At 32.6% G+C, this 22782-nt stretch carries 22 protein-coding genes; 1 reads left to right on the top strand and 21 read right to left on the bottom strand.

The window, feature by feature from the left end; translation table 11 throughout:
• Positions 1-19 precede the first annotated feature (19 nt).
• The 18 genes from infB to miaA all read right to left on the bottom strand — a co-directional run bounded on the left by infB (position 20) and on the right by miaA (position 20737).
• Positions 20-2233 carry a translation initiation factor IF-2 gene (gene infB, locus NOU10_RS02275; RefSeq protein WP_255905890.1) on the bottom strand — a complete coding sequence of 738 codons (2214 nt, stop codon included), beginning with the start codon at positions 2231-2233 and terminating at the stop codon, positions 20-22.
• A gap of 71 nt (positions 2234-2304) precedes the next feature.
• Positions 2305-2610, bottom strand: coding sequence for a ribosomal L7Ae/L30e/S12e/Gadd45 family protein (locus tag NOU10_RS02270; protein WP_255905941.1), 306 nt, complete (start codon positions 2608-2610; stop codon positions 2305-2307).
• The gene (gene rnpM / locus NOU10_RS02265) at positions 2600-2899 is read right to left on the bottom strand and encodes an RNase P modulator RnpM (RefSeq protein WP_003699903.1); all 300 of its coding nucleotides are present in this window, start codon (positions 2897-2899) and stop codon (positions 2600-2602) included. Before rnpM ends, NOU10_RS02270 begins: the two co-directional genes overlap by 11 nt.
• Before the next feature lie 2 nt (positions 2900-2901).
• Positions 2902-4029 (bottom strand): transcription termination factor NusA, encoded by a 1128-nt coding sequence (gene nusA / locus NOU10_RS02260; protein WP_003705956.1) that lies wholly within the window; start codon positions 4027-4029, stop codon positions 2902-2904.
• A gap of 22 nt (positions 4030-4051) precedes the next feature.
• Positions 4052-4525 (bottom strand): ribosome maturation factor RimP, encoded by a 474-nt coding sequence (rimP, locus tag NOU10_RS02255; RefSeq protein ID WP_003699900.1) that lies wholly within the window; start codon positions 4523-4525, stop codon positions 4052-4054.
• A 208-nt stretch (positions 4526-4733) separates the two neighbouring features.
• The gene (locus tag NOU10_RS02250; protein ID WP_255905889.1) at positions 4734-9068 is read right to left on the bottom strand and encodes a PolC-type DNA polymerase III; all 4335 of its coding nucleotides are present in this window, start codon (positions 9066-9068) and stop codon (positions 4734-4736) included.
• 97 nt (positions 9069-9165) lie between these two features.
• Positions 9166-10881, bottom strand: a complete 1716-nt coding sequence (locus tag NOU10_RS02245; RefSeq protein ID WP_255905888.1) for a proline--tRNA ligase — start codon at positions 10879-10881, stop codon at positions 9166-9168.
• 48 nt (positions 10882-10929) lie between these two features.
• Entirely contained in the window at positions 10930-12207 is a 1278-nt protein-coding gene (rseP, locus tag NOU10_RS02240; RefSeq protein WP_255905887.1) for an RIP metalloprotease RseP, read from the bottom strand.
• Positions 12208-12231: 24 nt separating this feature from the next.
• Complete coding sequence (locus NOU10_RS02235) at positions 12232-13020, bottom strand: phosphatidate cytidylyltransferase (RefSeq protein ID WP_003705952.1); 789 nt, start codon at positions 13018-13020, stop codon at positions 12232-12234.
• Positions 13021-13022: 2 nt separating this feature from the next.
• Positions 13023-13805: an isoprenyl transferase gene (locus NOU10_RS02230; RefSeq protein ID WP_160944565.1), complete on the bottom strand. Its 783-nt coding sequence runs from the start codon at positions 13803-13805 to the stop codon at positions 13023-13025.
• 134 nt (positions 13806-13939) lie between these two features.
• Complete coding sequence (gene frr / locus NOU10_RS02225) at positions 13940-14503, bottom strand: ribosome recycling factor (protein WP_003705950.1); 564 nt, start codon at positions 14501-14503, stop codon at positions 13940-13942.
• A gap of 2 nt (positions 14504-14505) precedes the next feature.
• Entirely contained in the window at positions 14506-15228 is a 723-nt protein-coding gene (gene pyrH / locus NOU10_RS02220) for a UMP kinase (protein WP_003703168.1), read from the bottom strand.
• Positions 15229-15340: 112 nt separating this feature from the next.
• Positions 15341-15718: a DUF956 family protein gene (locus NOU10_RS02215; protein ID WP_255905886.1), complete on the bottom strand. Its 378-nt coding sequence runs from the start codon at positions 15716-15718 to the stop codon at positions 15341-15343.
• Between the two features lie 86 nt (positions 15719-15804).
• The gene (locus tag NOU10_RS02210; protein ID WP_003705947.1) at positions 15805-16266 is read right to left on the bottom strand and encodes a methylated-DNA--[protein]-cysteine S-methyltransferase; all 462 of its coding nucleotides are present in this window, start codon (positions 16264-16266) and stop codon (positions 15805-15807) included.
• A gap of 413 nt (positions 16267-16679) precedes the next feature.
• Entirely contained in the window at positions 16680-18023 is a 1344-nt protein-coding gene (gene glnA, locus NOU10_RS02205) for a type I glutamate--ammonia ligase (protein WP_255905885.1), read from the bottom strand.
• A gap of 29 nt (positions 18024-18052) precedes the next feature.
• The gene (locus NOU10_RS02200; protein WP_003699881.1) at positions 18053-18439 is read right to left on the bottom strand and encodes a MerR family transcriptional regulator; all 387 of its coding nucleotides are present in this window, start codon (positions 18437-18439) and stop codon (positions 18053-18055) included.
• A gap of 90 nt (positions 18440-18529) precedes the next feature.
• Positions 18530-19792 carry a methionine gamma-lyase family protein gene (locus NOU10_RS02195; RefSeq protein WP_003705944.1) on the bottom strand — a complete coding sequence of 421 codons (1263 nt, stop codon included), beginning with the start codon at positions 19790-19792 and terminating at the stop codon, positions 18530-18532.
• A gap of 21 nt (positions 19793-19813) precedes the next feature.
• Positions 19814-20737, bottom strand: a complete 924-nt coding sequence (gene miaA / locus NOU10_RS02190; protein WP_014568273.1) for a tRNA (adenosine(37)-N6)-dimethylallyltransferase MiaA — start codon at positions 20735-20737, stop codon at positions 19814-19816.
• 131 nt (positions 20738-20868) lie between these two features.
• On the opposite strand from miaA, the gene NOU10_RS02185 reads away from it, so the two are divergent.
• Positions 20869-21045, top strand: a complete 177-nt coding sequence (locus NOU10_RS02185) for a DUF3042 family protein (protein ID WP_003705942.1) — start codon at positions 20869-20871, stop codon at positions 21043-21045.
• A gap of 69 nt (positions 21046-21114) precedes the next feature.
• On the opposite strand, the gene NOU10_RS02180 is transcribed toward NOU10_RS02185, so the two are convergent.
• The 3 genes from NOU10_RS02180 to NOU10_RS02170 are packed head-to-tail and all read right to left on the bottom strand — an operon-like array spanning position 21115 to position 22769.
• Positions 21115-21528, bottom strand: coding sequence for a rhodanese-like domain-containing protein (locus NOU10_RS02180; RefSeq protein WP_003705941.1), 414 nt, complete (start codon positions 21526-21528; stop codon positions 21115-21117).
• Between the two features lie 42 nt (positions 21529-21570).
• Positions 21571-22533, bottom strand: a complete 963-nt coding sequence (locus tag NOU10_RS02175) for an ROK family glucokinase (protein WP_081540676.1) — start codon at positions 22531-22533, stop codon at positions 21571-21573.
• The gene (locus NOU10_RS02170; RefSeq protein ID WP_003699873.1) at positions 22530-22769 is read right to left on the bottom strand and encodes a YqgQ family protein; all 240 of its coding nucleotides are present in this window, start codon (positions 22767-22769) and stop codon (positions 22530-22532) included. Before NOU10_RS02170 ends, NOU10_RS02175 begins: the two co-directional genes overlap by 4 nt.
• Positions 22770-22782: the final 13 nt, after the last annotated feature.

Below are 22782 nucleotides of genomic sequence, written 5' to 3'. Positions count from 1 at the left end.
TCCTCCTGTATAATAAAGATTAATCAACTGGAACTTCTTCCATAATGTATGCTTCAATTTGATCTCCAACTTTTATGTCATTATATTTTTCAATCATCAATCCACATTCATATCCTTGTTTAACTTCTTTAACGTCATCCTTGAAGCGTTTCAAAGAAGCTAATTTACCTTCATAAATAACAATTCCATCACGAATTACACGTACACCACTATCGCGGCGAATATACCCATCAATAACATATCCACCACCAATTGTACCTAATTTTGAAACTTTGTATGTTTGGCGTATCTCTACTTGTCCTGTAATCTTTTCTTGATATTCAGGTTCTAACATACCTTTCATAGCTGTTTCAATTTCATCAATAGCTTTATAAATAACTCGGTGTAAACGTATATCAACATTATCTGATTCTGCTTGTTGTTTAGCTAATGGTGTAGGACGTACATTAAAACCAACAATGATAGCGTTAGATGCTTCTGCTAATGTAACATCACTTTCATTTATGGCACCTACTGCTTGGTGAATAATATTTACACGTACACCTTCAACATCAATCTTCTTAAAACTTTGTGCTAAAGCTTCAACAGATCCTTGAACATCAGCTTTTATAATAACTCCAACTTCTTTTAATTCTCCTTCTTTAAGAGTATCAAATAAGTTATCTAGAGTAACATGATTTGTTTGACTACGTTCTTTCAATAAAGCTCTTTCGGCACGTTTTTCACCTGCAGCTCTAGCGGTCTTTTCATCCTCAAATGTAATAAATCTATCACCAGAATCCGGTACTTCATTCAACCCTGTAATTTCTACAGGTGTCGCTGGTGTAGCTTTTTTAATATCATGTCCACGAGCATCCACCATTGTACGTACACGTCCAAATGTATTACCCACAACAATTGGATCACCAACATGTAACGTACCTTGTTGAACTAACAATGAAGCTACTGAACCTTTCCCTTTATCCAAACGGGCTTCAATAACAGAACCTGCCCCTCTTTGATTTGGATTAGCATGTAATTCTAACATTTCTGCTTCTAAAAGAATCATATCTAATAATTCATCTAAGTTCTTACCAAATTTTGCAGATATCTCTACAAAAATTGTGTCTCCACCCCAGCTTTCAGGAATTAATTCATATTCCGTCAATTGTTCCATTACATGGTTAGGATTTGCACCTGGTTTATCAATCTTGTTAACAGCTACAATTATAGGTACACCTGCAGCTTTAGCATGATTAATAGCTTCAATAGTTTGAGGCATAACACCATCATCAGCAGCTACAACTAAAACAGTAATATCTGTAATATCAGCACCTCTAGCACGCATATTAGTAAATGCAGCATGTCCTGGTGTATCTAAGAAAGTTATAATCTTATCATCATGTCTTACTTGATAAGCACCAATATGTTGTGTAATACCACCAGCTTCGCCTTCAGTAACATGCGTATGACGTAATTTATCAAGTAAAGTTGTCTTACCATGGTCAACATGTCCCATAATAGTAACTACTGGAGGACGTTTTTCTAAATGCTCAGTGTTGTTTTGTTCTTCTTCAAAGAACTTATCAATATCAGACACATCCACTTCAACTTTTTCTTCTGCATTAATACCATAATCAGCAGCTAAAAGTTCAATTGTATCTTTATCTAGGGATTGGTTCTGGTTTACCATTACCCCCATCATAAATAGCTTCTTAATAATTTCTGCAGGTTCTCTATGAATTTTTTTAGCAATATCAGCTACATTCATCCCTACAGTATAAACCAATGTTTCTGGCAATGGCTTATTTTTTCTTGGTGGAACAGGATTTCCCTTCTTAAAATTATTATTACGTTTATTATTGTTATTATGTTTATTTTTAAATTTATTATTAGAACGATTATTTCTATTATTACGTTGTCCGTTCTTTGCATTATTATTTTCTTTCATACTACTACCAGATCGCTTTCTATTATTTTTATGCACATTCTTATGATTATTTTCGTCTTTACTCCCTGTACTACTTTTTTGTACCTTTTTGGAATGAAAATTATCTTTATTTTTATTATGTTGTATGTGCTCTTTTTTCTTTGCTTTTAGACTTATACTTCCACGAATTTTATTCTGTTCATTTTCATCTAATGCTGACATATGGTTTGTAACTTTAAAATCATATTTTTTAGCAATTTCTATTACTCTCTCACTACTTATACCTAACTCTTTAGCCAATTCATAAATACGTTTTTTTACCATATTATCACGCTCCTAATTTAGTACCCTAACTTCAGAAGCCCTATCGCATTAAAATAAGAATGAACAATAAATTAATCAGATAATAGTTCTTTCATTCTATTTGCAAACCCAATATCATTTACAGCAATAACGGAACGTTTTTGTCCAATAGCTGAACTTAACTCTTCTTTTGTGAAAGACTTACATAAAAATACATTGTAACTCTTACACTTATCAGTAAATTTTTTCAATGAATTTTTTCCGCTATCACTAGCAACAAAAACAATACTAACTTTGTTGCTTCTAATTCGCGATAAGACTAATTCTTGCCCTGTTACTAATTTACTAGCTCTTCTAGCTAAACCTAATAAATTTAATACCTTTATCCTATTTTCCATTACCAAATAATTTTGCTCTTTCTACTTGATGATCTACATATGCAATCAATTCATCATAAAAATCATCAGAAATACTAATCCCAAAAGTTTTATCAAAAGTCTTATCAACTTTTGCCTTTTTTGCTACATCAACATTTAGATGGATATATGCACCTCTACCAGATTTTTTCCCAGAAGGGTCTATGCTTACCTCGCCTTCCTTATTTTTAACAACACGGACTAATTCCTTTTTAGGTACCATCTCACCTGTAACAATGTCTTTTCTCATAGGAATTTTACGTTGTGCCATAATTATTCCTCCTCAATCATATTGGAAGAAGAGTCTGACATCAATTGATCTTCATCATCAATATCATTATTATCAGCTTCCACGTTACTTAAATCAGCAGCATCGCTTTCTGATTTAATATCAATTTTATAACCTGTCAATCTTGCAGCTAATCTTGCATTTTGTCCACGTTTACCAATTGCTAAAGACAATTGATCATCTGGTACAACAACTGTACAAGCATGCTCGTTTTCATCATCAAAACGAACGTCTAATACTTTAGCAGGATTCAAAGCATTAGCAATATATTCAGCTGGATCTTCACGCCATTCAACAATATCCATGTTTTCACCTTTTAGTTCATTTACGATAGCCTGTACACGTTCACCTCTTGGTCCTACACATGTTCCAACAGGATCTACACCATCTTCATTAGAACGAACAGCTACTTTAGCACGGTCACCGGCTTCTCTAGAAATTGAAACTATTTCTACAGTACCATCAAAAATTTCTGGAATTTCTTGTTCAAATAAACGTCTTAACAAATCCGGATGAGAACGGCTTACAAATACTTGAGGTCCTTTTGATGTGTTTTCAACTTTATAAATGTACACCTTAATTTTATCATGTGACTTGTATTCTTCACCTGGAATTTGATCTTGACGTGATAAAACAGCTTCAATTCTACCTAAATTAACGTAAACAAATTTATTATCTCTACGCTCTACTTCACCTGTAACAATTTCTTGTTCATATTGAACATATTCATTATAAATAACTTCTCTTTCTTCTTTACGAACACGTTGCATGATTACTTGTTTAGCAGTTTGCGCTGCTATACGTCCAAAATCTTTTGGTGTAACTTCCTCACGGATAGTATCACCAATTTCATAAGCTCTATTAATTTCAAGAGCAGATTTCAAACTAATTTCTAACTGAGAATCATACACTTCATTTACTACTTCTTTAACAGCATAAACATGGATATTACCTGCAATCTTATCAAATTCAACTTCCACATTTTGAGCTTGACCATAATTACGCTTATAAGCTGAGACCAAAGCTGCTTCTAATGCTTCAATCACAATTTCTTTCTTTACACCTTTTTCAACTTCTAAGGCATTTAATGCGTTTAGTAATTCCTTACTCATTGTTCTATCTCCTTAATAATTATTAAAATTTAATTGCCAAACGAGCTTTTGCGATTTTATTTCGATCAAAAGTCTTAGTTACTGTTCTTGTTTTTACTCTATATTCCAATGTCAAAGTTTCTTTGTTTAAATCAACCATAGTACCTTCATAAACTTTTTGTCCATCAATAGCTTGATAAAGAGAAATATGAATATACTTATTTAATGCACGTTCATAGTCTTTCTCTTTCTTTAAAGGCCTTTCAGCACCTGGTGATGAAACTTCTAGATAATAAGCTTGTGGTATTGGATCTGGGTCACAACTATCTAATTTTTCACTGAGTTTATCACTCACCAAGGCACATTCTTCAATGTTAATTCCATTAGGTTTATCAATATAAACTCTTAAATACCAACTTTTTCCTTCTTTTACAAATTCTACATCAACTAATTCAAAATGATTTTCATCTAGAATAGGGGTTACCAGATTAGTTACTGTTTCAACAACACTACTCACTTATGAGCCTCCTTCAACTAAATTAAAGCAATACTTCAGCAGAAATAGAACCAAAGTAAACTATTCCAACAAAAAGAGTGAGCATTTCTGCTCACTCTTTACGAGTTATCTAATATAACTTAGTTTAACATAGCTAAAATTAGAATACAAGAATTAACATTGCTCTGTTTTTCTTATTATACTGAGAATTTCTAAGTTTATTTAGTAGTTAAAATAAGCTTAATTGATTTTCATCTGGTAAATCATCCAACACATGATTTTCTGTCATAAAATCAATCAATGATTGAGATACTTTTCCCCTCTTACTTAGATCTTCTTTTGAAATAAATTCTTGTTCCTCTCTTGCCGCAACAATTTGCTTAGCTACGTTTAATCCTAAACCAGGGATTGCTGTGAAAGGTGCCAATAATGTTCTTCCGTCTTCTTGAATAGTCCAGTTCTGAGCATCAGACTTATTAATATCTACCATACTAAAATCGAAACCTCTTTCTATCATTTCGTTAGCAATTTCTAATACTGTTAAAAGATTTTTCTCTTTAGTTGTTGCTTCATTTCCTTTTGAATTTATGAGTCCCATTGCATTTTTTACAGCTTCTTTTCCTCTAGACATTGAAACTAAATCAAAATCATCTGCACGTACTGAGAAATATGCTGCATAATAAACAAGGGGATAATAAACTTTAAAATATGCAATTCTTAGTGCCATCAAGACATACGCAGCAGCATGGGCTTTCGGAAACATATACTTAATTTTTAAACATGCTCCGATATACCACTCAGGAACATCTGCTGCTCTCATATCAGCTTGCCATTCATCTGGTATTCCTCTGCCCTTTCGTACATGTTCCATAATCTTGAATGCTTTATCAGACTCAACACCCATATGAATTAGATCCATCATAATATCGTCACGACATCCTATAACGTCTGGCATTGTTACAGTTCCATTTTTTATTAATTCTTCTGCATTCCCCAACCAGACATCTGTACCATGTGATAGTCCTGAAATTTTTAATAACTCTGCAAATGTTTTTGGATGGGTCTCTTCTAACATTCCTCTAACAAAGCGAGTACCAAATTCCGGAACACCTAATGTCCCTGTCGAAGATTGAATCTCTTCAGGAGTTACACCCAAAATATCTGTTCCTGAGAATAATGCCATAACTCCAGGATCATCTGTAGGAATAGTTTTAGGATCTATTCCAGACAAATCTTGTAACATTCTTATCATCGTAGGATCATCATGACCTAAAATATCTAATTTCAAGATGTTATCATGAATCGAATGAAAATCAAAGTGAGTTGTACGCCAAGCAGCTGTTAGGTCATCTGCTGGATATTGTATTGGAGTAAAGTCATAAATGTCCATATAATCAGGAACAACCAGAATTCCTGCAGGATGTTGCCCAGTAGTTCGCTTTACTCCAGTAGCTCCCTTAGCTAGTCTATCTATTTCAGCACCTCTGAAATTTTGTTCAGTATCTCTCTCATAGGCCTTAACATATCCATAAGCTGTTTTATCAGCTACTGTACCAATTGTTCCAGCACGATAAACATTATTCTCACCAAATAGAACTTTTGTATAATTGTGTGCAATAGGTTGATAATCCCCAGAGAAATTTAAATCTATATCTGGAACTTTATTTCCCTTAAAACCTAAGAAAGTTTCAAAAGGTATATCTTGTCCATCTTTTATTAATTCTGTACCACAATTAGGACAGTCTTTATCTGGTAAGTCGTAACCAGAACCATACTCACCTTTTTCATAAAAATGCGTCCACTTGCATTTGGGGCATCGGTAATGTGGTGGCAATGGATTAACCTCTGTAATACCTGTCATTGTTGCAACTAAGCTTGACCCAACAGATCCTCGAGAACCTACTAAATATCCATCTTTATTAGATTTATACACTAATTTTTGTGAAATTAGATAAATTACCGAAAATCCATTACCAATAACAGATTTCAATTCCTTATCCAACCTCTTTTGAACTATTTCTGGTAAAGTATCACCATACCAGGCATGTGCTCTATTCATAGTAAGATCATGTATGTCTTGCTCTGCACCTTCCATTTTAGGTGTATAAAGTTTATCTTTAACAGGTGTGATTTCTGAAATTTCATCTACTAACTTATTAGGATTGGTTACCACGATTTCTTTTGCTATATCTTCTCCTAAAAAGCTGAATTCTTCTAACATTTCATCTGTAGTTCTAAAATGTGCATCTGGTAATTTTTTTAATCTATTTAATGGGTTAGCCCCTGCTTGAGAATGAATTAATATCTTTCGATAAATTGCATCCTCTTTATTCATAAAATGAACATCTCCAGTAGCAACTATTGGTTTATCTAGTTCGTGGGCTAATTTAACCATATTTGTAATAATTTCTTCAAGATTATCATTATCTTTAACTAATTCTTGTTCCAATAATGGTTCATACAATGGCTTTGGTTGAACTTCTAAATAGTCATAAAATTCTGCTTTTTGCTTAGCAATTGTATATCCCTTCTGCATCATTGCTGTAAATACTTCACCATCAGCACAAGCAGACCCTACTATAAGTCCTTCACGATATTTTTCTAAAATTGAACGTGGTACTCTTGGAACTCTATAGAAATACTTAACCATAGATTCTGAAGTTAATTTAAAGAGATTTTTTAGGCCTTCTTGTGTTTTTGCTAAAATTATTGCATGCGATGGATGCTCGTGTTTATACGCATCATTTTCTCCAACATGCTTATTAAAATCATCATGATATAATATTTGTTTTTCTTCAGCATCTTTTAACATAGCATAATATATAAAACCAGTAGCTTCAGCATCATATATAGCTCGATGATGATGCTCTAATTTTATATTCAATTTTTTAGCTAATGTATTAAGCCTAAATCCTTTCATTTCAGGATATAAATATCTTGCTAACGGTAATGTATCAATCCAAGGTTCCTGTATCATTTCCATATTATGACGTTCGTATCCTGTATTCATGAAATCTACGTCAAAAGTAGCATTGTGTCCTACAATAATGCAATCTTTACAAAATTCTTTGAATAACCTAAAAACTTCTTCCTCGCTTTTAGAACCTCTTACCATGTCATCAGTAATACTTGTTAAATTAATTGTAGTCTGTGAAAGAGAATGACCGGGATCAATAAATTCTTCAAACGTATCAATAACATTTCCCTTTTCCATTTTTACAGCAGCAAGTTCTATTACTTTATCATATTGTGCTGACAAACCTGTTGTTTCAGTATCAAAAATAACATATGTTGCATCTCTCAAGTTTTTGTGTTGCTCATTATACGCAATAGGAACCCCATCATCTACAATATTTGCCTCAACACCATAGAGAATCTTGACATTATTTTTTTGCCCAGCAGCATGTGCTTCAGGAAATGCCTGTAATGTCCCATGGTCTGTAATTGCAATAGCTTTATGTCCCCACTCCGCAGCTTTAGATACGTATTCTGTAATGCTATTAGTAGCATCCATCATACTCATATTAGAGTGAAGGTGTAATTCAACTCGCTTTTCATTTTCAGGGGCCGTATCTTTTCTACTCTCATGTTTTATTTCATTCAAATCATATGCATTAATAACTAGGTCCCTCATATAATTATCTTCTTGAACACTTCCACGCACCTTAATCCAGACACCAGAATTTATAGCATCGAACATCGCTTCATCTTCTTCAGTTCGCGAAAACTTCTTAACGACAAATGATGAGGTGTAATCTGTAACTTCCAGGATTAATAATTTTCTACCTGAACGTAACTCTCTAACTTCTTTGTTGAAGACATAGCCTTGAACTGTAACTGAACGTTCTTCTTCAGTTATATTAATCATTTGCGTAATTTCTTGATCAGATGAAATTTTCTTTCCTAGTTGGACCGGTCCTTCTATACTAGGAACTTCTGCTTTAGATTTTTCTCTTTGTTCACTTTGTTTCTTTATGGCTTCTACAGCTTTTTGAGCCAATTCGGCATCGCTCTTAGCTTTCTGTTCTTTAATATTCTCAATTATCTCCTGAGCCTTAGTTTCATCAACTAGAGTATTAACTGAAAATTTAGGAAACCCTATCTTGTGATATGTTGATTCTAATGGTCCTAAAGCTTGATCTACTAAAAAACGTTTTACAATTTCATTTTCTGCCAGTAAAATTACTCTATTATTATCTAAATATGGTACTTTACTTCTGGAAAGTTCTTGTATAAATGATGATTGAATACCACTATTAAACACAACCCATTTCCAATAATCTCCTAACTTTTGATTCGTTATAATGGGATTTTTTGTATGCAAAGTGATGTCAACTTTGGCAATATCTTTAAACGCTAACTGTAGTTGCTGATAAAATTGGTAAAATACTTCATATGGCAGTATATCTTCTATTTGCAAATGAAAATTCCAAACTTTACTCTCTACATGGACTTCAACTTTTTGAATTTCTGCATTCGTAAATACCTCTTCAAACCCATGTTTATTTTCCCAATTAATCTGTCTTAATAATTTCTTAAATAGATCTTGTTTATTGGTTTCCAAAGAAGTAGCTCCTTTCCCCAAATTCTTCATTTCAAAAAAAATAGTAACTGAGAAAAATCTAACACTTAATCTCAGTCACTTCAAATAAAAATATTAACTAATCAGTAATTGTTTCATTAAAAAGTATTTTTACAGAGTTTAATAACTCTTCTAACTTAACTTCAATCTTTTCTCCATTTTGACGAAGTTTAATTTCAACAATTCCTTCATCTGCTTTCTTACCAACAGTTATACGAATTGGAAGTCCAATTAGATCTGAATCTGCAAATTTTACTCCTGCGCGTTCTTTTCTATCATCAACTAACACTTGATATCCTGCATCTTCTAACATTGCAGTAACTTTTTCACTTAGTTCTCTTTGTGTATCATTTTTTACATTAACAGGAACAACGTGAATATCGAATGGAGCAATTTCGCGAGGCCAAGCAATACCATTTTCATCATTATGTTGTTCAACTATTGCTGATAATAAGCGTGAAACACCAATTCCATAGCAACCCATTCTCATAGGAACTTGACGTCCATTTTCATCTAATACATCTGCACCCAAACTCTCAGAATAACGAGTTCCTAATTGGAAAATATGACCAATTTCAATTCCACGTGTAAATTTCAATACACCTTCGCCATCTGGTGATAGTTCTCCTTCTCTAACTTCACGCAAATCTAAAAATTCATCAACATGATAATCTCTATCAATATTAACGTTTATATAGTGGTAACCATCTTCATTGGCACCTACACTAGCATTTATCATTCCTTCAACATCTAAATCTGCTAATACTTTTAGATTTTCATCAATTCCTACAGGTCCTAGAGAGCCGAAGTTTGCACCTAAGAATTTTACAGCTTCTTCTTCTTCAGCTGGACGTAAATCAATAGCTCCTAAATGATTTTTTAATTTAACTTCGTTTACTTCGTCAATACCTCTCATTAAAACAACAACAGGTTCGTCATCAGCTACAAATAATAGAGTCTTAATTTCATTTTGAGTATCTGTTCCCAAAAACTCAGCTACTTCAACAATTGTTTTGGCATTAGGTGTAGCAACTTTTTCCAAATCTTTTGGAGTTTCATGAGATTGTTTAGGTATTCTCAAATTCTTTGCCATCTCAATATTAGCTGCATAATCCGACGAATCAGAATATGCAATTGTATCTTCTCCAACTTCAGCGATGGCTTGGAATTCTTTTGATCTATTTCCTCCCATTGCGCCTGAATCAGCAATAATTCCTCTAAAATCTAGCCCACAACGTTCAAAAATTCTTTGATATGCTTTGTCAGTATCATTAAAAACTTTTTCCATACTTGTATCATCAACATGGAATGAATAACCATCTAACATCAAAAATTCACGACCACGTAATAAACCAAATCTAGGTCTATTTTCATCGCGATACTTCATTTGAATTTGATATAAATATAGTGGCAATTTTTTGTAAGATTTTATTGCATCTCTTACAATTGTTGTGAAAGTTTCTTCATGAGTTGGTCCTAAAATAAAATCTCGTTCATGACGATCTTTTAATTTAAACAAAGTAGGACCGTAAGTTTCATAACGTCCTGACTCTTGCCATAACTCTGCTGGTACAACTGCAGGGACTAGCATTTCTACTGCATCAATCCTATCCATTTCTTCACGAATAATATTTTCGATTTTCTTCATTACTCGATATGCAAGAGGTAAATAAGCATACATACCTGCTGTTATTTGTTTGATATATCCCCCTCTTAGCATCAATTGATGACTGACAACTTCAGCATCACTTGGAATTTCTTTTAATGTTGGAATTAACATTTGTGATTGTTTCATTTTTTTACTCCTCTCTGAGAACAATACTCATCTTAAACCATTAATTATCTAATGTAAAAAATATCTTTGAATATCATTCCAGGTTACTAAAATCATTAAAATCATTAAAAAACCAAACCCTATCAAAGTAATTATACCCTCTTTTTCCGGATCTAAAGGCTTTCTTCTGATTGCTTCTACTATATTTAATAACAATTTTCCACCATCTAACGCGGGTATTGGTAATAAATTGACAATACCTAAATTTATAGACAAAACTGCCATTAAATTCATAATACTCAAGATACCATAATGAGCAGCTTCACTCGTATAAGAGTACATTGCTACAGGTCCACCCAAATCATTCAAACTGAATCCCTGTGTAAACATTTTACCTAAAACTCCTATGATACTTGTTATTATATACCAGGTTTGAGTAAATCCATATGACAAAATTGCAACAATTGACTTATCATAATGGACTTTTGCCATAACTCCTATCATTCCAACTTTTTTACCATTCTCGATTTGAACTTTAGGTGTTATCCTTATTTTAATAATTTTATTTTTTCTATCAATTTTTAAAATAATTTTTTTATTCCCATTTTTTTGGATTTGAGTGGAAGCTTCTTGCCAAGTAGTGGTCTTTATATTATCAACAGCTATTATTCGATCATTGGGCTTTATTCCTGCTTTCTGTGCAACCGAATTTTCTTGAACCTTTCCTATTTGATTATCTGTAAAAGCTACTCCACCTTGCACAAGTGCGATCACTAAAAAAGCTACAATTGCTAAAATAAAATTATTCATAGGACCTGCAAAGTTTGTAAGCATTCTTTGAATAATTTTAGCTGATTGAAATTGAACATCTTTAGGTGCAATTTGTACTTCCGTTCCATCATTTTCAATTATGCATGCATCATGATCTACTTCATATACTTTTAGTTCTGAATCATCGCCATTCTCGTATCCTTCGATCCACAGCTTATCTTCCAAATCCCAATCAGAAATTTGAACAGGAACACCTGAAATTAAAGTTTTTTTGTTACTTGTATTAATTTTTACTACTTTATTTTCATCATTTATTAACAGATTAACTGTCATTCCCTTTTTCAAGGGAACATCGTCTTCCTCAGCACCTGCCATACGCACATATCCACCTATAGGCAATAGTCTGATTGTATATGTAGTACTATTCTTTCGATAGAACCATAGTTTAGGCCCCATGCCAATGGAAAATTCTCTTACTAAAATTCCTGCCTTTTTTGCAAAAAAGTAATGTCCAAATTCATGTACAAAAACGAGGACTCCAAAAACAATAATAAATGCAATTATTGTGATAATCATTTAACCATCCTCTCTTAAACCTTACTAAATTAAACCAACGAAATGCATTAAAGGTAAAACTAACAAAATTGAATCAAATCTATCTAATATTCCACCGTGTCCTGGTAAAATTTTTCCAGAATCTTTTACTCCATAATGTCTCTTAAATGCTGATTCAATTAAATCACCAAATTGAGCACCAATTGATAGAAATACTGTTATTCCCAACATAGTTAAAAAGCCATATGGAAAAGCACTTTGCTTAAAGAAAAGATAAATTCCTACGATAATGACAGCACTCACTGTACCCCCAATTGATCCTTCCCATGTTTTGTTAGGACTAATATGAGGAGCTAACTTAGTACGCCCAATTTGACGCCCGATTAAGTATGCGCCACTATCTGTAATCCAAGTAATCAAGAATGCGTATAAAATCATCCATAAACTTTCTTGGCGAGCATAAATCATATAGTGAAATCCTAATCCTGAATAAATAGCTCCTAAAATTATAGCTCCCACATCATCAAAGGAAAATCTATTACGACTAACAACTGTATATCCTAGTAATACTAGCGTGAAGAAATAGAATCCACTATAAAAAATTCCATTTGGGAAAAAATTGATCCAATTACTTGGTACCAATAGGCAAGCCACTGCCATAAAAGCTATTATTGCCTCAGGTGAAATTAAAAGTTTTCTTTTCATAGTTAAGAATTCTGACATTCCCACTAATCCCATTGCTACTACTAATATACTAAATAAATTTCCTCCCACTACTAGTAAAGGAATAAAAATCAGCAATGCTACGACTGCTGTAATAACTCTTTGTTTCATCTTTATTTTTTCTCCTCTTTTAATCCGCCAAATCTTCTATCTCTTGTTTGAAAAGCATAAATATTAGCCAATAAATCTTCTTCTGAATAATCTGGCCATAATGTATCAGTAAATACAAATTCACTGTATGCCAATTGCCATAATAGAAAATTTGATATTCTTTCTTCTCCACTCGTTCTAATTAATAAGTCAGGATCATTGTATGGAGCAAGCTTCCCAGTCATTAAATTAGCATCTACTACTTTTTCAGTTATCTTTTCTATCTCTAATTTATTTTCACTTACTTCACTAGCAATACTTTGAATAGCAGATACTAATTCAGCACGACCACCATAATTTAACGCAAAATTTAAGATCATTCCTGTACAATTTGAAGTTTGTTTAATTGCATCATAAACAGCTTTTTGAGTTTTTTTCGGTAGCATATCTATATATCCCATAACATTTACTCTTACATTATTTTCAATTAATTCAGGAACAAAAGTATTGAAAAACTTGACCGGTAAATCCATAAGAAAATCCACTTCTTTATCAGGACGTTTCCAATTTTCTGTAGAAAAAGCATATAACGTTAGGACTTTAACACCTAAATTACTCGCTACCTTAGTTATATTTTTTACAGTTTCCATTCCTTGTTTATGTCCTGCTATTCGCGGTAAGTGTCTTTTCTTAGCCCAACGTCCATTTCCATCCATGATAATAGCTATATGATTAGGAATTAATTCTCTTTTTAATTTATTCCTTTTTTCATCCATATTTTCTTTTTTATTAAAAAAATCCAACATCCAAATTCACCTCCATAATGGAAATACGCCTCTAAATTACTATAGCAGCTTTTTTTTAAACAATAAAGTTAATATACAATAAAAAAAGGGTAAAGTAACAAATCTTTACCCTCGTGATACAATAGTTTATTGCATTATCCTTCGAGAACTTCTTTTTCTTTGTCCTCTGTAATTTTATCAATATTTTTAATAGATTCATCTGTCACTTTTTGTGCTTGATTTTCTAAATCTCTTAAATCATCTTCTGTTAAGTCACCATTCTTTTGAGCTTTCTTCAAAGCATCCATCATATCACGACGAATGTTTCTAACAGCAACTTTTCCAGTTTCAGAAACAGCCTTTACTTGCTTTGCTAGCTCTTTACGACGTTCTTCAGTTAATTGTGGAATAACTAAACGAATTGCCGTTCCATCATTCATTGGTGCAATTCCTAAATCTGATGCCATAATAGCATGTTCAATGTTCTTTAAAGAGGTCTTATCATATGGTGTGACCAATAATACACGTGCTTCAGGAACTGAAATTTGTGCCATTTGATTTAAAGGAGTAGGAGCCCCATAGTATTCTACATTAATTCTATTCAATAAACTGGCATTAGCACGTCCTGCACGAATATTCCCTAATTCTCTTCGTAAAGAATCTTCTGCCTTCGTCATTTTTTCTTGTGCTTCTTTAATAATAGGTTCTGTTATTTTCATAATTATTTTCCTTCCACTGTTGTACCAATTTCTTCGCCTTCAACAACCTTCTTAATATTTCCTCGGTTGTTCATGTTGAAGACTACTAAAGCAATATTGTTGTCCATTGATAATGATGAAGCTGTAGTATCCATAACACGTAATCCCTTATTAATAATATCCATATGTGTTAACTTAGTATACTTTTTAGCTGTAGGATCAACTTTAGGATCCGCGTTGTAAATTCCATCTACTCCATTTTTAGCCATTAAGATTACTTCTGCATTAAGCTCGGATGCTCTTAATGCAGCTGTAGTATCTGTTGAGAAATATGGAGAGCCTGTACCTGCTGCAAAAATAACAATTCTTCCTTTTTCTAGATGACGAATTGCTTTTCTACGAATATATGGTTCCGCTACTTGTCTCATTTCAATAGCTGTTTGAACTCTTGTAGGAACTCCAACTGACTCTAGACTATCTTGAAGTGCTAAAGCGTTCATAACGGTTCCTAACATACCTATGTAATCGGCTTGTGCTCTTTCCATTCCTATTTCAGCACCAGCTTCACCACGCCACATATTTCCGCCACCTACAACGATAGCAATTTGTACACCTAAATCATGAACTTCTTTTATTTCTTCTGCAACTTTTAAAATTTCGGGCGGATTAATTCCTTTTCCTTGATCACCAGCAAGTGCTTCACCACTCAACTTTAGTAATACACGTTTATACTTGATGTCAGACATGTAAAATTCCTCCCAATATTTATCATAATTCATTCTATAAAATTTTATCTCTTCTAAAATTTCATTTTACCATATTTATCATGATGATAGTAGGTCCAAAAATAATTGCTAATTATTTTTTATTTTTAAATAAGTTCTTTAAATTTCTTTTTATAACCTGGAAGAAAGTTAATGAACGAACCATTCTATCTGCAGGGACATGTTCTCTAATTGCTCGCAATACTTCTTTAGAATTTTTAGCAGAAAAAGTAAACATACCATTTTTTTTAGTTCTTAAAGCAAAGCGTGGTATCCATTTTCCTTTAAACATCACAGAAGCTATAACTACATCCACTTCTTCCCATGGAATTTGGATATATTTTCTAACATCTCTATCATTAAAAAATTCAAATCCCTTATCACCTATCATTATCTTTCCATAATCAGATAATCCCATATAAGACGTACCTGCCATTGTTAAATCTACTTTTGTATTAATTGACTGAACCATAATTAAATTCAACTCCACTTTTTACATTATTGTATTTATTATATCAGAAAACACCTCGTAAATGCTTACAATAATGGAATTATTACTTATTTTTCATGATCCAACAAATATTTCTTTCTATCTATTCCTCCAGCATACCCCACTAAATCTCCTCTACTACCTATCACTCTGTGACATGGAACTATTACTAATAATTTATTTTTTGAAACTGCTCTTCCAATTGCTTGTGACGAAAGATTCTTTTCACCAAAAATTATTTTGCCTAATTCTTTATATGATATGGTAGATCCATAGGGTATTTTTAATAATTCATTCCATACTTTCAATTGAAATTCAGTCCCTTTAAATTTAATTGGTAGATCTTTAATTAATGGCTTATTTCCTTTAAAGTAGTCATCCAACCATTGTACTGTTTCTTCTAACACCACATTACCAATATTTTTTTCTTCATTTTCTTTCTCATCACTAAAATAACATTCTACTAAAGAATATCCATCAGATTTTAAAACTATATTTCCGATTGGTGAATCATAATTCATTTTATACATGCATATCACTCCTAAAAAAAGCAACACTAGTTGGCGATAAGATAGCTACCTATACTATCTTATTATCCGCTTAGTGTTGCTAAAACTATTATTATAAATAAACACCTATTTACTTAATTTTAATTACTGGCTTATGCTTCTTTTTTCTATCTATACTTAATTTATCAATTACCGGTTTATTATTTACTATAGTAACTTCTACTGTATCTTTTTTTATTGAAATCATAGGCTTACTCCTCTCTTTCATATAAAAAACTAGCTTACTAACTGTAAATATATAGTACTCAATAAATTAGACTATTTTATTAAGCAAATATTAAGAAATGATTAATTTTTCAATCCTACACTAATTTAAATAACATATATAAAAAAGATGAATAAGTCCACAAATGACTTATTCATCTTAAAGTTCACTAATACATTTCTAAATATTGATCTCTTTCCCACTGTGAAACTTCTTGACGATAAGCATCCCATTCTAAACGCTTTGCTTCTAAGAAGTTTTGATATAAATGTGGTCCCATAGCATCTTGAACAACCTTATCTGTCTTCAATGCCTTTAATGCATTATGCAATGTTGATGGTAAATCTTGAATGTTATTTGCCTCACGTTCTTCATCATCCATTGCATAAATATTTCTATCAACAGGAGCTGCTGGTTTAATTTTATTACGTAATCCATCTAAACCTGCTTCTAGTAATGCAGCTACTGCTAAATATGGATTAGCAGATGGATCTACTGAACGTAATTCTAAACGAGTTGAATTTCCTCTTGCAATTGGAACACGAACCAGTGGTGAACGATTATGTCCTGACCAAGCCACATAAACAGGAGCTTCATATCCAGGTACTAAACGTTTATAAGAATTTACAGTAGGATTCATAATAGCAGTAAAGTTACGTGCATGTTTTAATACGCCACCCAAGAAGTAGTATGCATCTTGTGATAACTGTTCTTCACCTTTAGTATCAAAGAATGCATTACCATCTTTATGGAACAATGACATATTCAAATGCATACCTGAACCGTTAATTCTATCTAATGGTTTTGGCATAAATGTTGCATGTAATCCATATTTACGTGCAACAGTCTTTACAACAAGTTTAAATGTTTGAATATTATCACATGCATGCAAAGCATCCGCATACTTAAAATCAACTTCATGTTGTCCAGGAGCTACTTCATGATGGGAAGCTTCTACATCAAATCCCATATTTTCCAACTCTAACACAATATCACGACGACAATTTTCACCTAAATCAACAGGAGCTAAATCGAAATAACTTCCCTTATCATTTAAGTGGATTGTTGGACGTCCAGTTTTTTCATCTAATTTGAATAAAAAGAATTCAGGTTCAGGCCCAATATTAAATTCCGTAAAGCCCATTTCCTTCATTTCATCAAGTACTCTAATTAAATTATTACGAGGATCTCCTAAAAATGGTGTGCGATCTGCATTATATACCTCACAAATTAAACGAGCAACTTTTCCATGTTCTCCACCCCATGGAAAAATCATCCATGTTGATAGATCTGGATATAACCACATATCACTTTCTTCAATACGTACAAAGCCATCAATGGATGAACCATCAAACATCATCTTATTATCTAAAACTTTATCTAACTGACTAATTGGAACTTCAACATTTTTAATTGTTCCATATAAATCAGTAAACATTAAACGTAAGAAACGTACATTTTCTTCCTTTGCAATGCGTCGAATGTCATCTTTTGTGTAGTCGAATTTTACCATCTTTTATTGCTCCTTGTCGGGTTGTTAATTTAAAGTGAACGGTTATTACGCAAAGAAAAATCATTATCTTTCATAAAACCACCAGCAGATACAAACTCATCACGTAAAATGCGTCGAACATCAGCATCTGTTAATGTATTATGTTTATCAGCTTTTTCTTGTTCTTTTTTAGCCTTTTCTTCATAAATATGCTTAATTCCCGCCATATTTATTCCTTCACCTAAAAAATCTTTAATTTCTAAAAGCTTATCTATGTCATTCAAGGAATACATTCGCCTATTTCCCGCATTACGTTCAGGTATAACCAATTCTTGTTCTTCATAGTATCTAATCTGGCGTGCAGTAAGATTTGTTAGTTTCATAACAGTTCCCATAGGTAAAACTGCAAGTGAACGTCTAAGCTCTTTTTCTCGCATAATCCAACCCTCCTTTAAATTACGTGTTAATGATATCAATAAGACAGACAAATGTCAATATCCCATGTAATATTTTCTTACACGATTTTTTTATTTATAAAATGTTTCTAGCACCGCTTTAGTTATAGCAATTTTTACATGTGCATAAGTTAATCCACCTTGAATATATAATGTATATGGTTCTCTTAAAGGACCATCACTTGATAATTCTATTGTGGACCCTTCTGTAAAACTTCCAGATGCCATAATAATTTTATCTTCATATCCATCCATATAACTTGGAACTGGTTCAACATATGCATTCATAGGAGAATTATGTTGTATTGCTGCACAAAATTTGACCATTGCATCAGGATTACCAAAATTAACCGTTTGAACCAAATCTGTCCTAGGCGCATCCCAGCTAGGTGATACATCCATTCCCATTTCTTCTAGTAATGCTGCTGTATAAATCGATCCTTTAATCGCCTCTCCTGTCACATTAGGAGCCAAGAAGAAACCTTCGTAAAAATCTCTCATAAATGGATATGTGGCACCTTCATTCTTTCCTGCTCCTGGAACAATGAGCCTTGCACCGCATCTATCAATAAGATCTTTATTCCCAACTAAAAATGCACCTGTTTTTGCAATTCCACCACCAGCATTTTTGTATAGGGAGCCAGCCATCAAATCAGCTCCATAAAATGTTGGTTCTTCAGTCTCTGTAAATTCTCCATAACAATTATCAATAAAAATTATCGCTTGAGGGGCATATTTTTTTACAAATTTTATCATCTCAGCTATTTCAGAAACAACGAAACTATCTCTTGAAGAATAACCTCGCGAACGTTGTATAGCTACCATTTTTATCGAAGAATCTTTTTGTAAATCTTCCTTCGCTCTTTTATAATCTACTTTTCCATTATCTAAAAGTGGTGTGTAAGAAAAATTAATTAGATGTTCTTCCAAAGTTCCTGGATTATCTCCAGCTACACCTATAACTTCTTGAATAGTATCATATGGCATTCCTGTTAAATAATGCAATGTATCATGTGGACGCAACACTCCAAAAAATGCAGTTGAAATGGCATGGGTACCAGATGTCAATTGCGGTCTAACCATAGCATCTTCAGTTTTAAAATAATCAGCAAACATAGCATCAAGTTTATCTCTACCTATGTCATCATAACCATATCCTGTTGAACCAACTAAGTCTTCCTCAGCAACATGATGCTTCCTAAATAACTCTAATACTCTTCGCTGATTATTTAATACTATTTCTGTTATATCCTCTAATTTTGAAGATATTTTCTCATCTACTATCTCTATTTTATTTTGTAAATCTTTAGGTAAATCTTCTGACCATTTACTCATTATCACTTCACTCCTTAATATTTATATCCAATCATCAATTAGTTTATATATTTTCTTTATATCTTCAGGGTTATTAACTAAATCAAACCAAACTACATTCATTTTATTCCTAAACCATGTCAATTGTCGTTTAGCATATCTACGTGAATTTCTTTTTACTAGTTCAATAGCTTCATCTTTAGATATTTCACCATCAAAATAAGGATAAAATTCTTTATAACCTATTCCTTTACCAGCAGGTAGTGTAGCTCCGCCTAAATCATATAGGTACTTTGCTTCCTCAATCAATCCAGTTTGAATCATTATATCTACTCTTTTATTAATTCTTTCATATAAGGTACTTCTTTGAGTATTCAATCCTATTAATAATGGCTCAAATTCCTCATTACTTTCATCATGTTGTTCAGAAAAAAGGCGTCCAGTTTGTTCAATAACCTCCAAAGCTCTTATCACTCTTCTAGAATTATTGATTGGAATTTTCCTAGCAGCTACTATATCTAATTTTGCTAGTTCTTCCCACAATCTTTCTTTTCCATTTTTTTCCATAAAAAGTTGCCACTTTTTTCTTCTTTCAATACTCAATTGATCAAAAGTATCTCCACCTAAACTATAACCATCTAAAAGTGCTTGCAAATAAAAGCCTGTCCCACCAACGATGATAGGTATATTATCATCATTAGCTATTTCTTTTATATCTTTACGGCAGTTATCTATAAAGTCAGCAACAGAAAATCTTTGCTGAACTTGTAAGATATCTATCATATAGTGCTTTATATCTTCCATTTCATCAGGTGTTATCTTTGCTGTTCCTATATCCAAATTTTTATAAACTTGCATTGAATCGCCTGAAATAATTTGTCCTTTATATTTCTTAGCAATATCAATTGATAAGGCTGTCTTTCCTACTGCTGTTGGGCCAACAATCACAATAACTTTTTGTGTCATACTATCTTCCCTTAATTATCTTTTTATAAAATTAGTATATCATTATTACTTAAATTATAACTATTTTCCTGGATATTTTTATCAATATCATTCATAATGTATATAGAACCACTTCGAAGGAGGTATTCAATATGAAAAAATTTAATTTAGGTTTCTTACTAGGTGTTACAACAACATTAGGCGCTTTAGCAGGTGCTGTTTTTACTTTTAAGAAGAATGTCGTTGAACCAATTGAAGAAAAAGAAGCTATTTTAGAAGAACATCGTCGTCGTGCTTTACGTAAGAGTCGTTCTGCACATCAAGGATAAAAAATAGTAATTGTCTTATATCAAAATAGCAGCAAGCTAGATTTATTAGCCTTGCTGCTATTTTTATTATTAATATTTGCTCTTCTTCTTTTTTCCATCCCAACGATCATAGCCTGATTTTAATATATATAAATCTCTAAAACCGTCTTTGTACAATTGAACAGCTGCTCTTGTAGCAATTGTTCTTCCAGTTTCGTATAAATATACTGGCATATCCTTACGGAGACTTGATTTATAGATTTTAAATTGGCTATATGGCATATTACGTGCTCCTAAAATATGTCCCGCATTAAAAGTATCAGGTTCACGCAAATCTATAACTTGAGCTTTTTTCATTCCCTTTTTAAACTCTTCATTATCAAGCATGGTAGATACTCTCTTTCCAGAAATGTAGGTATATAACTGCATTCCTAGAAGATAAGCTACTAATAAAATTAGAATAATGTTTACCCATGCCCATACAGAAATATCAGCCAAAAACATTGTACTAAGACCTCCTTAGCTGTAATTATTAAAAAATATTAACTACTTATTAAATTTTAAAGCTAGTGAAGCTGCACCTATAACTCCAGCTTCATTTCCTAATTCAGCAAGTTTTAAAGTAGTTGATTTTTTAACTGAAGGGAAGGCAAATTCTTTAAAGTAACTATCAACTTGATCTAATAAGAACTTACCCGCTGCAGAAACGCCACCACCAATTACAATATATGATGGATTGATAAGACTACCAATATTAGCACAAGCAAATCCTAGATAGTAGCAAACACGATCAACAACACGTTCAGCTAAAATATCGCCATCTTTCGCTAAATCAAATACTATCTTAGAACTAATATCTTGCCCATCATCTAACATTTTCTTTAAATCAGATTTTCCAGCAAACTCTTCAGCCATATCACGTGCAACACGTACAACACCTGTTGCAGAAGCATAAGTTTCCAAGCAACCATGATTTCCACAAGTACATAAATAGCCATTTGGCTGTACATTTATATGACCAATTTCACCACCAGCACCAGCTCCGTGAACCATTTCGCCATTAGTGATGACACCACCACCAACACCTGTACCTAATGTAACAAATGTTACTTCATCATCATTTTCTCCGGCACCTTTCCAGCGTTCACCCAATGCTGCTACATTAGCATCGTTATCTACAGCAAACTTCATACTGGTGCCTTTTTCAATTTCTTCTTTTAGATTTTGCTTTTCTTTCCAGTTCAAGTTAAATGCTGCTTCAACTGTACCATTTTCAATATCTACTGTTCCCGGTGTACCCATTCCGATTCCAACAAATTGTTCTGGTTTCATATCGTATAAATCTAAATGATGATTAATTGATTCAACAATATCAGGAACAATATGCTTACCATCATCTAAAATATTAGTTTCAACACTCCATTTTTGTTGAATTTCACCATCTAGTGTCAAGATAGCAAATTTAATTGTTGTACCGCCTAAATCAACGCCAATTAACTTTTTATTCATTCCTCATTCTCCTTAATAGTAAATTTTACAGGTGACTTAGCTCTTTTTTCTTCAACACCATGTTCTCGATTAAGAACTAACTTTGCTGATAAAAAAGTTTGCTTGTCAATTACTCCTGCTTTATATAAATGATCAAGTTCTAGAGCCATTAACTCAATGTCCCACATACGTTTACCAACATATACAAAAATACCAAAATTTTTTAATAATTGCTGTACATCATATAACGTTTTCATGCTCTATCACCTC

The sequence above is a fragment of the Ligilactobacillus sp. MP3 genome (genome assembly GCF_024436335.1).
GTDB lineage: Bacteria > Bacillota > Bacilli > Lactobacillales > Lactobacillaceae > Ligilactobacillus > Ligilactobacillus salivarius.
This window is presented reverse-complemented; position numbering and strand designations above follow the sequence as displayed.

Excerpts from the sequence above, each read along its gene's own strand:
- NOU10_RS02215 (WP_255905886.1), bottom strand. The coding sequence starts at position 15,718 with ATGGTTCAGTCAATTAATACAAAAGTAGATTTAACAATGGCAGGTACG.
- pyrH (WP_003703168.1), bottom strand. The coding sequence starts at position 15,228 with ATGTCTGACATCAAGTATAAACGTGTATTACTAAAGTTGAGTGGTGAA.
- NOU10_RS02175 (WP_081540676.1), bottom strand. The coding sequence starts at position 22,533 with ATGAATAAAAAGTTAATTGGCGTTGATTTAGGCGGTACAACAATTAAA.
- NOU10_RS02200 (WP_003699881.1), bottom strand. The coding sequence starts at position 18,439 with ATGCGAGAAAAAGAGCTTAGACGTTCACTTGCAGTTTTACCTATGGGA.
- rseP (WP_255905887.1), bottom strand. The coding sequence starts at position 12,207 with ATGATTATCACAATAATTGCATTTATTATTGTTTTTGGAGTCCTCGTT.
- rnpM (WP_003699903.1), bottom strand. The coding sequence starts at position 2,899 with ATGGCACAACGTAAAATTCCTATGAGAAAAGACATTGTTACAGGTGAG.
- NOU10_RS02185 (WP_003705942.1), top strand. The coding sequence starts at position 20,869 with ATGAAAAAATTTAATTTAGGTTTCTTACTAGGTGTTACAACAACATTA.
- NOU10_RS02210 (WP_003705947.1), bottom strand. The coding sequence starts at position 16,266 with ATGTATAAAATGAATTATGATTCACCAATCGGAAATATAGTTTTAAAA.
- NOU10_RS02235 (WP_003705952.1), bottom strand. The coding sequence starts at position 13,020 with ATGAAACAAAGAGTTATTACAGCAGTCGTAGCATTGCTGATTTTTATT.
- NOU10_RS02170 (WP_003699873.1), bottom strand. The coding sequence starts at position 22,769 with ATGAAAACGTTATATGATGTACAGCAATTATTAAAAAATTTTGGTATT.
- NOU10_RS02245 (WP_255905888.1), bottom strand. The coding sequence starts at position 10,881 with ATGAAACAATCACAAATGTTAATTCCAACATTAAAAGAAATTCCAAGT.
- miaA (WP_014568273.1), bottom strand. The coding sequence starts at position 20,737 with ATGACACAAAAAGTTATTGTGATTGTTGGCCCAACAGCAGTAGGAAAG.
- infB (WP_255905890.1), bottom strand. The coding sequence starts at position 2,233 with ATGGTAAAAAAACGTATTTATGAATTGGCTAAAGAGTTAGGTATAAGT.
- NOU10_RS02180 (WP_003705941.1), bottom strand. The coding sequence starts at position 21,528 with ATGTTTTTGGCTGATATTTCTGTATGGGCATGGGTAAACATTATTCTA.
- NOU10_RS02195 (WP_003705944.1), bottom strand. The coding sequence starts at position 19,792 with ATGAGTAAATGGTCAGAAGATTTACCTAAAGATTTACAAAATAAAATA.
- glnA (WP_255905885.1), bottom strand. The coding sequence starts at position 18,023 with ATGGTAAAATTCGACTACACAAAAGATGACATTCGACGCATTGCAAAG.
- frr (WP_003705950.1), bottom strand. The coding sequence starts at position 14,503 with ATGAAAATAACAGAACCTATTATTAAAGAAGCACAAGAAAAAATGACG.
- NOU10_RS02270 (WP_255905941.1), bottom strand. The coding sequence starts at position 2,610 with ATGGAAAATAGGATAAAGGTATTAAATTTATTAGGTTTAGCTAGAAGA.
- nusA (WP_003705956.1), bottom strand. The coding sequence starts at position 4,029 with ATGAGTAAGGAATTACTAAACGCATTAAATGCCTTAGAAGTTGAAAAA.
- NOU10_RS02230 (WP_160944565.1), bottom strand. The coding sequence starts at position 13,805 with ATGTTGGATTTTTTTAATAAAAAAGAAAATATGGATGAAAAAAGGAAT.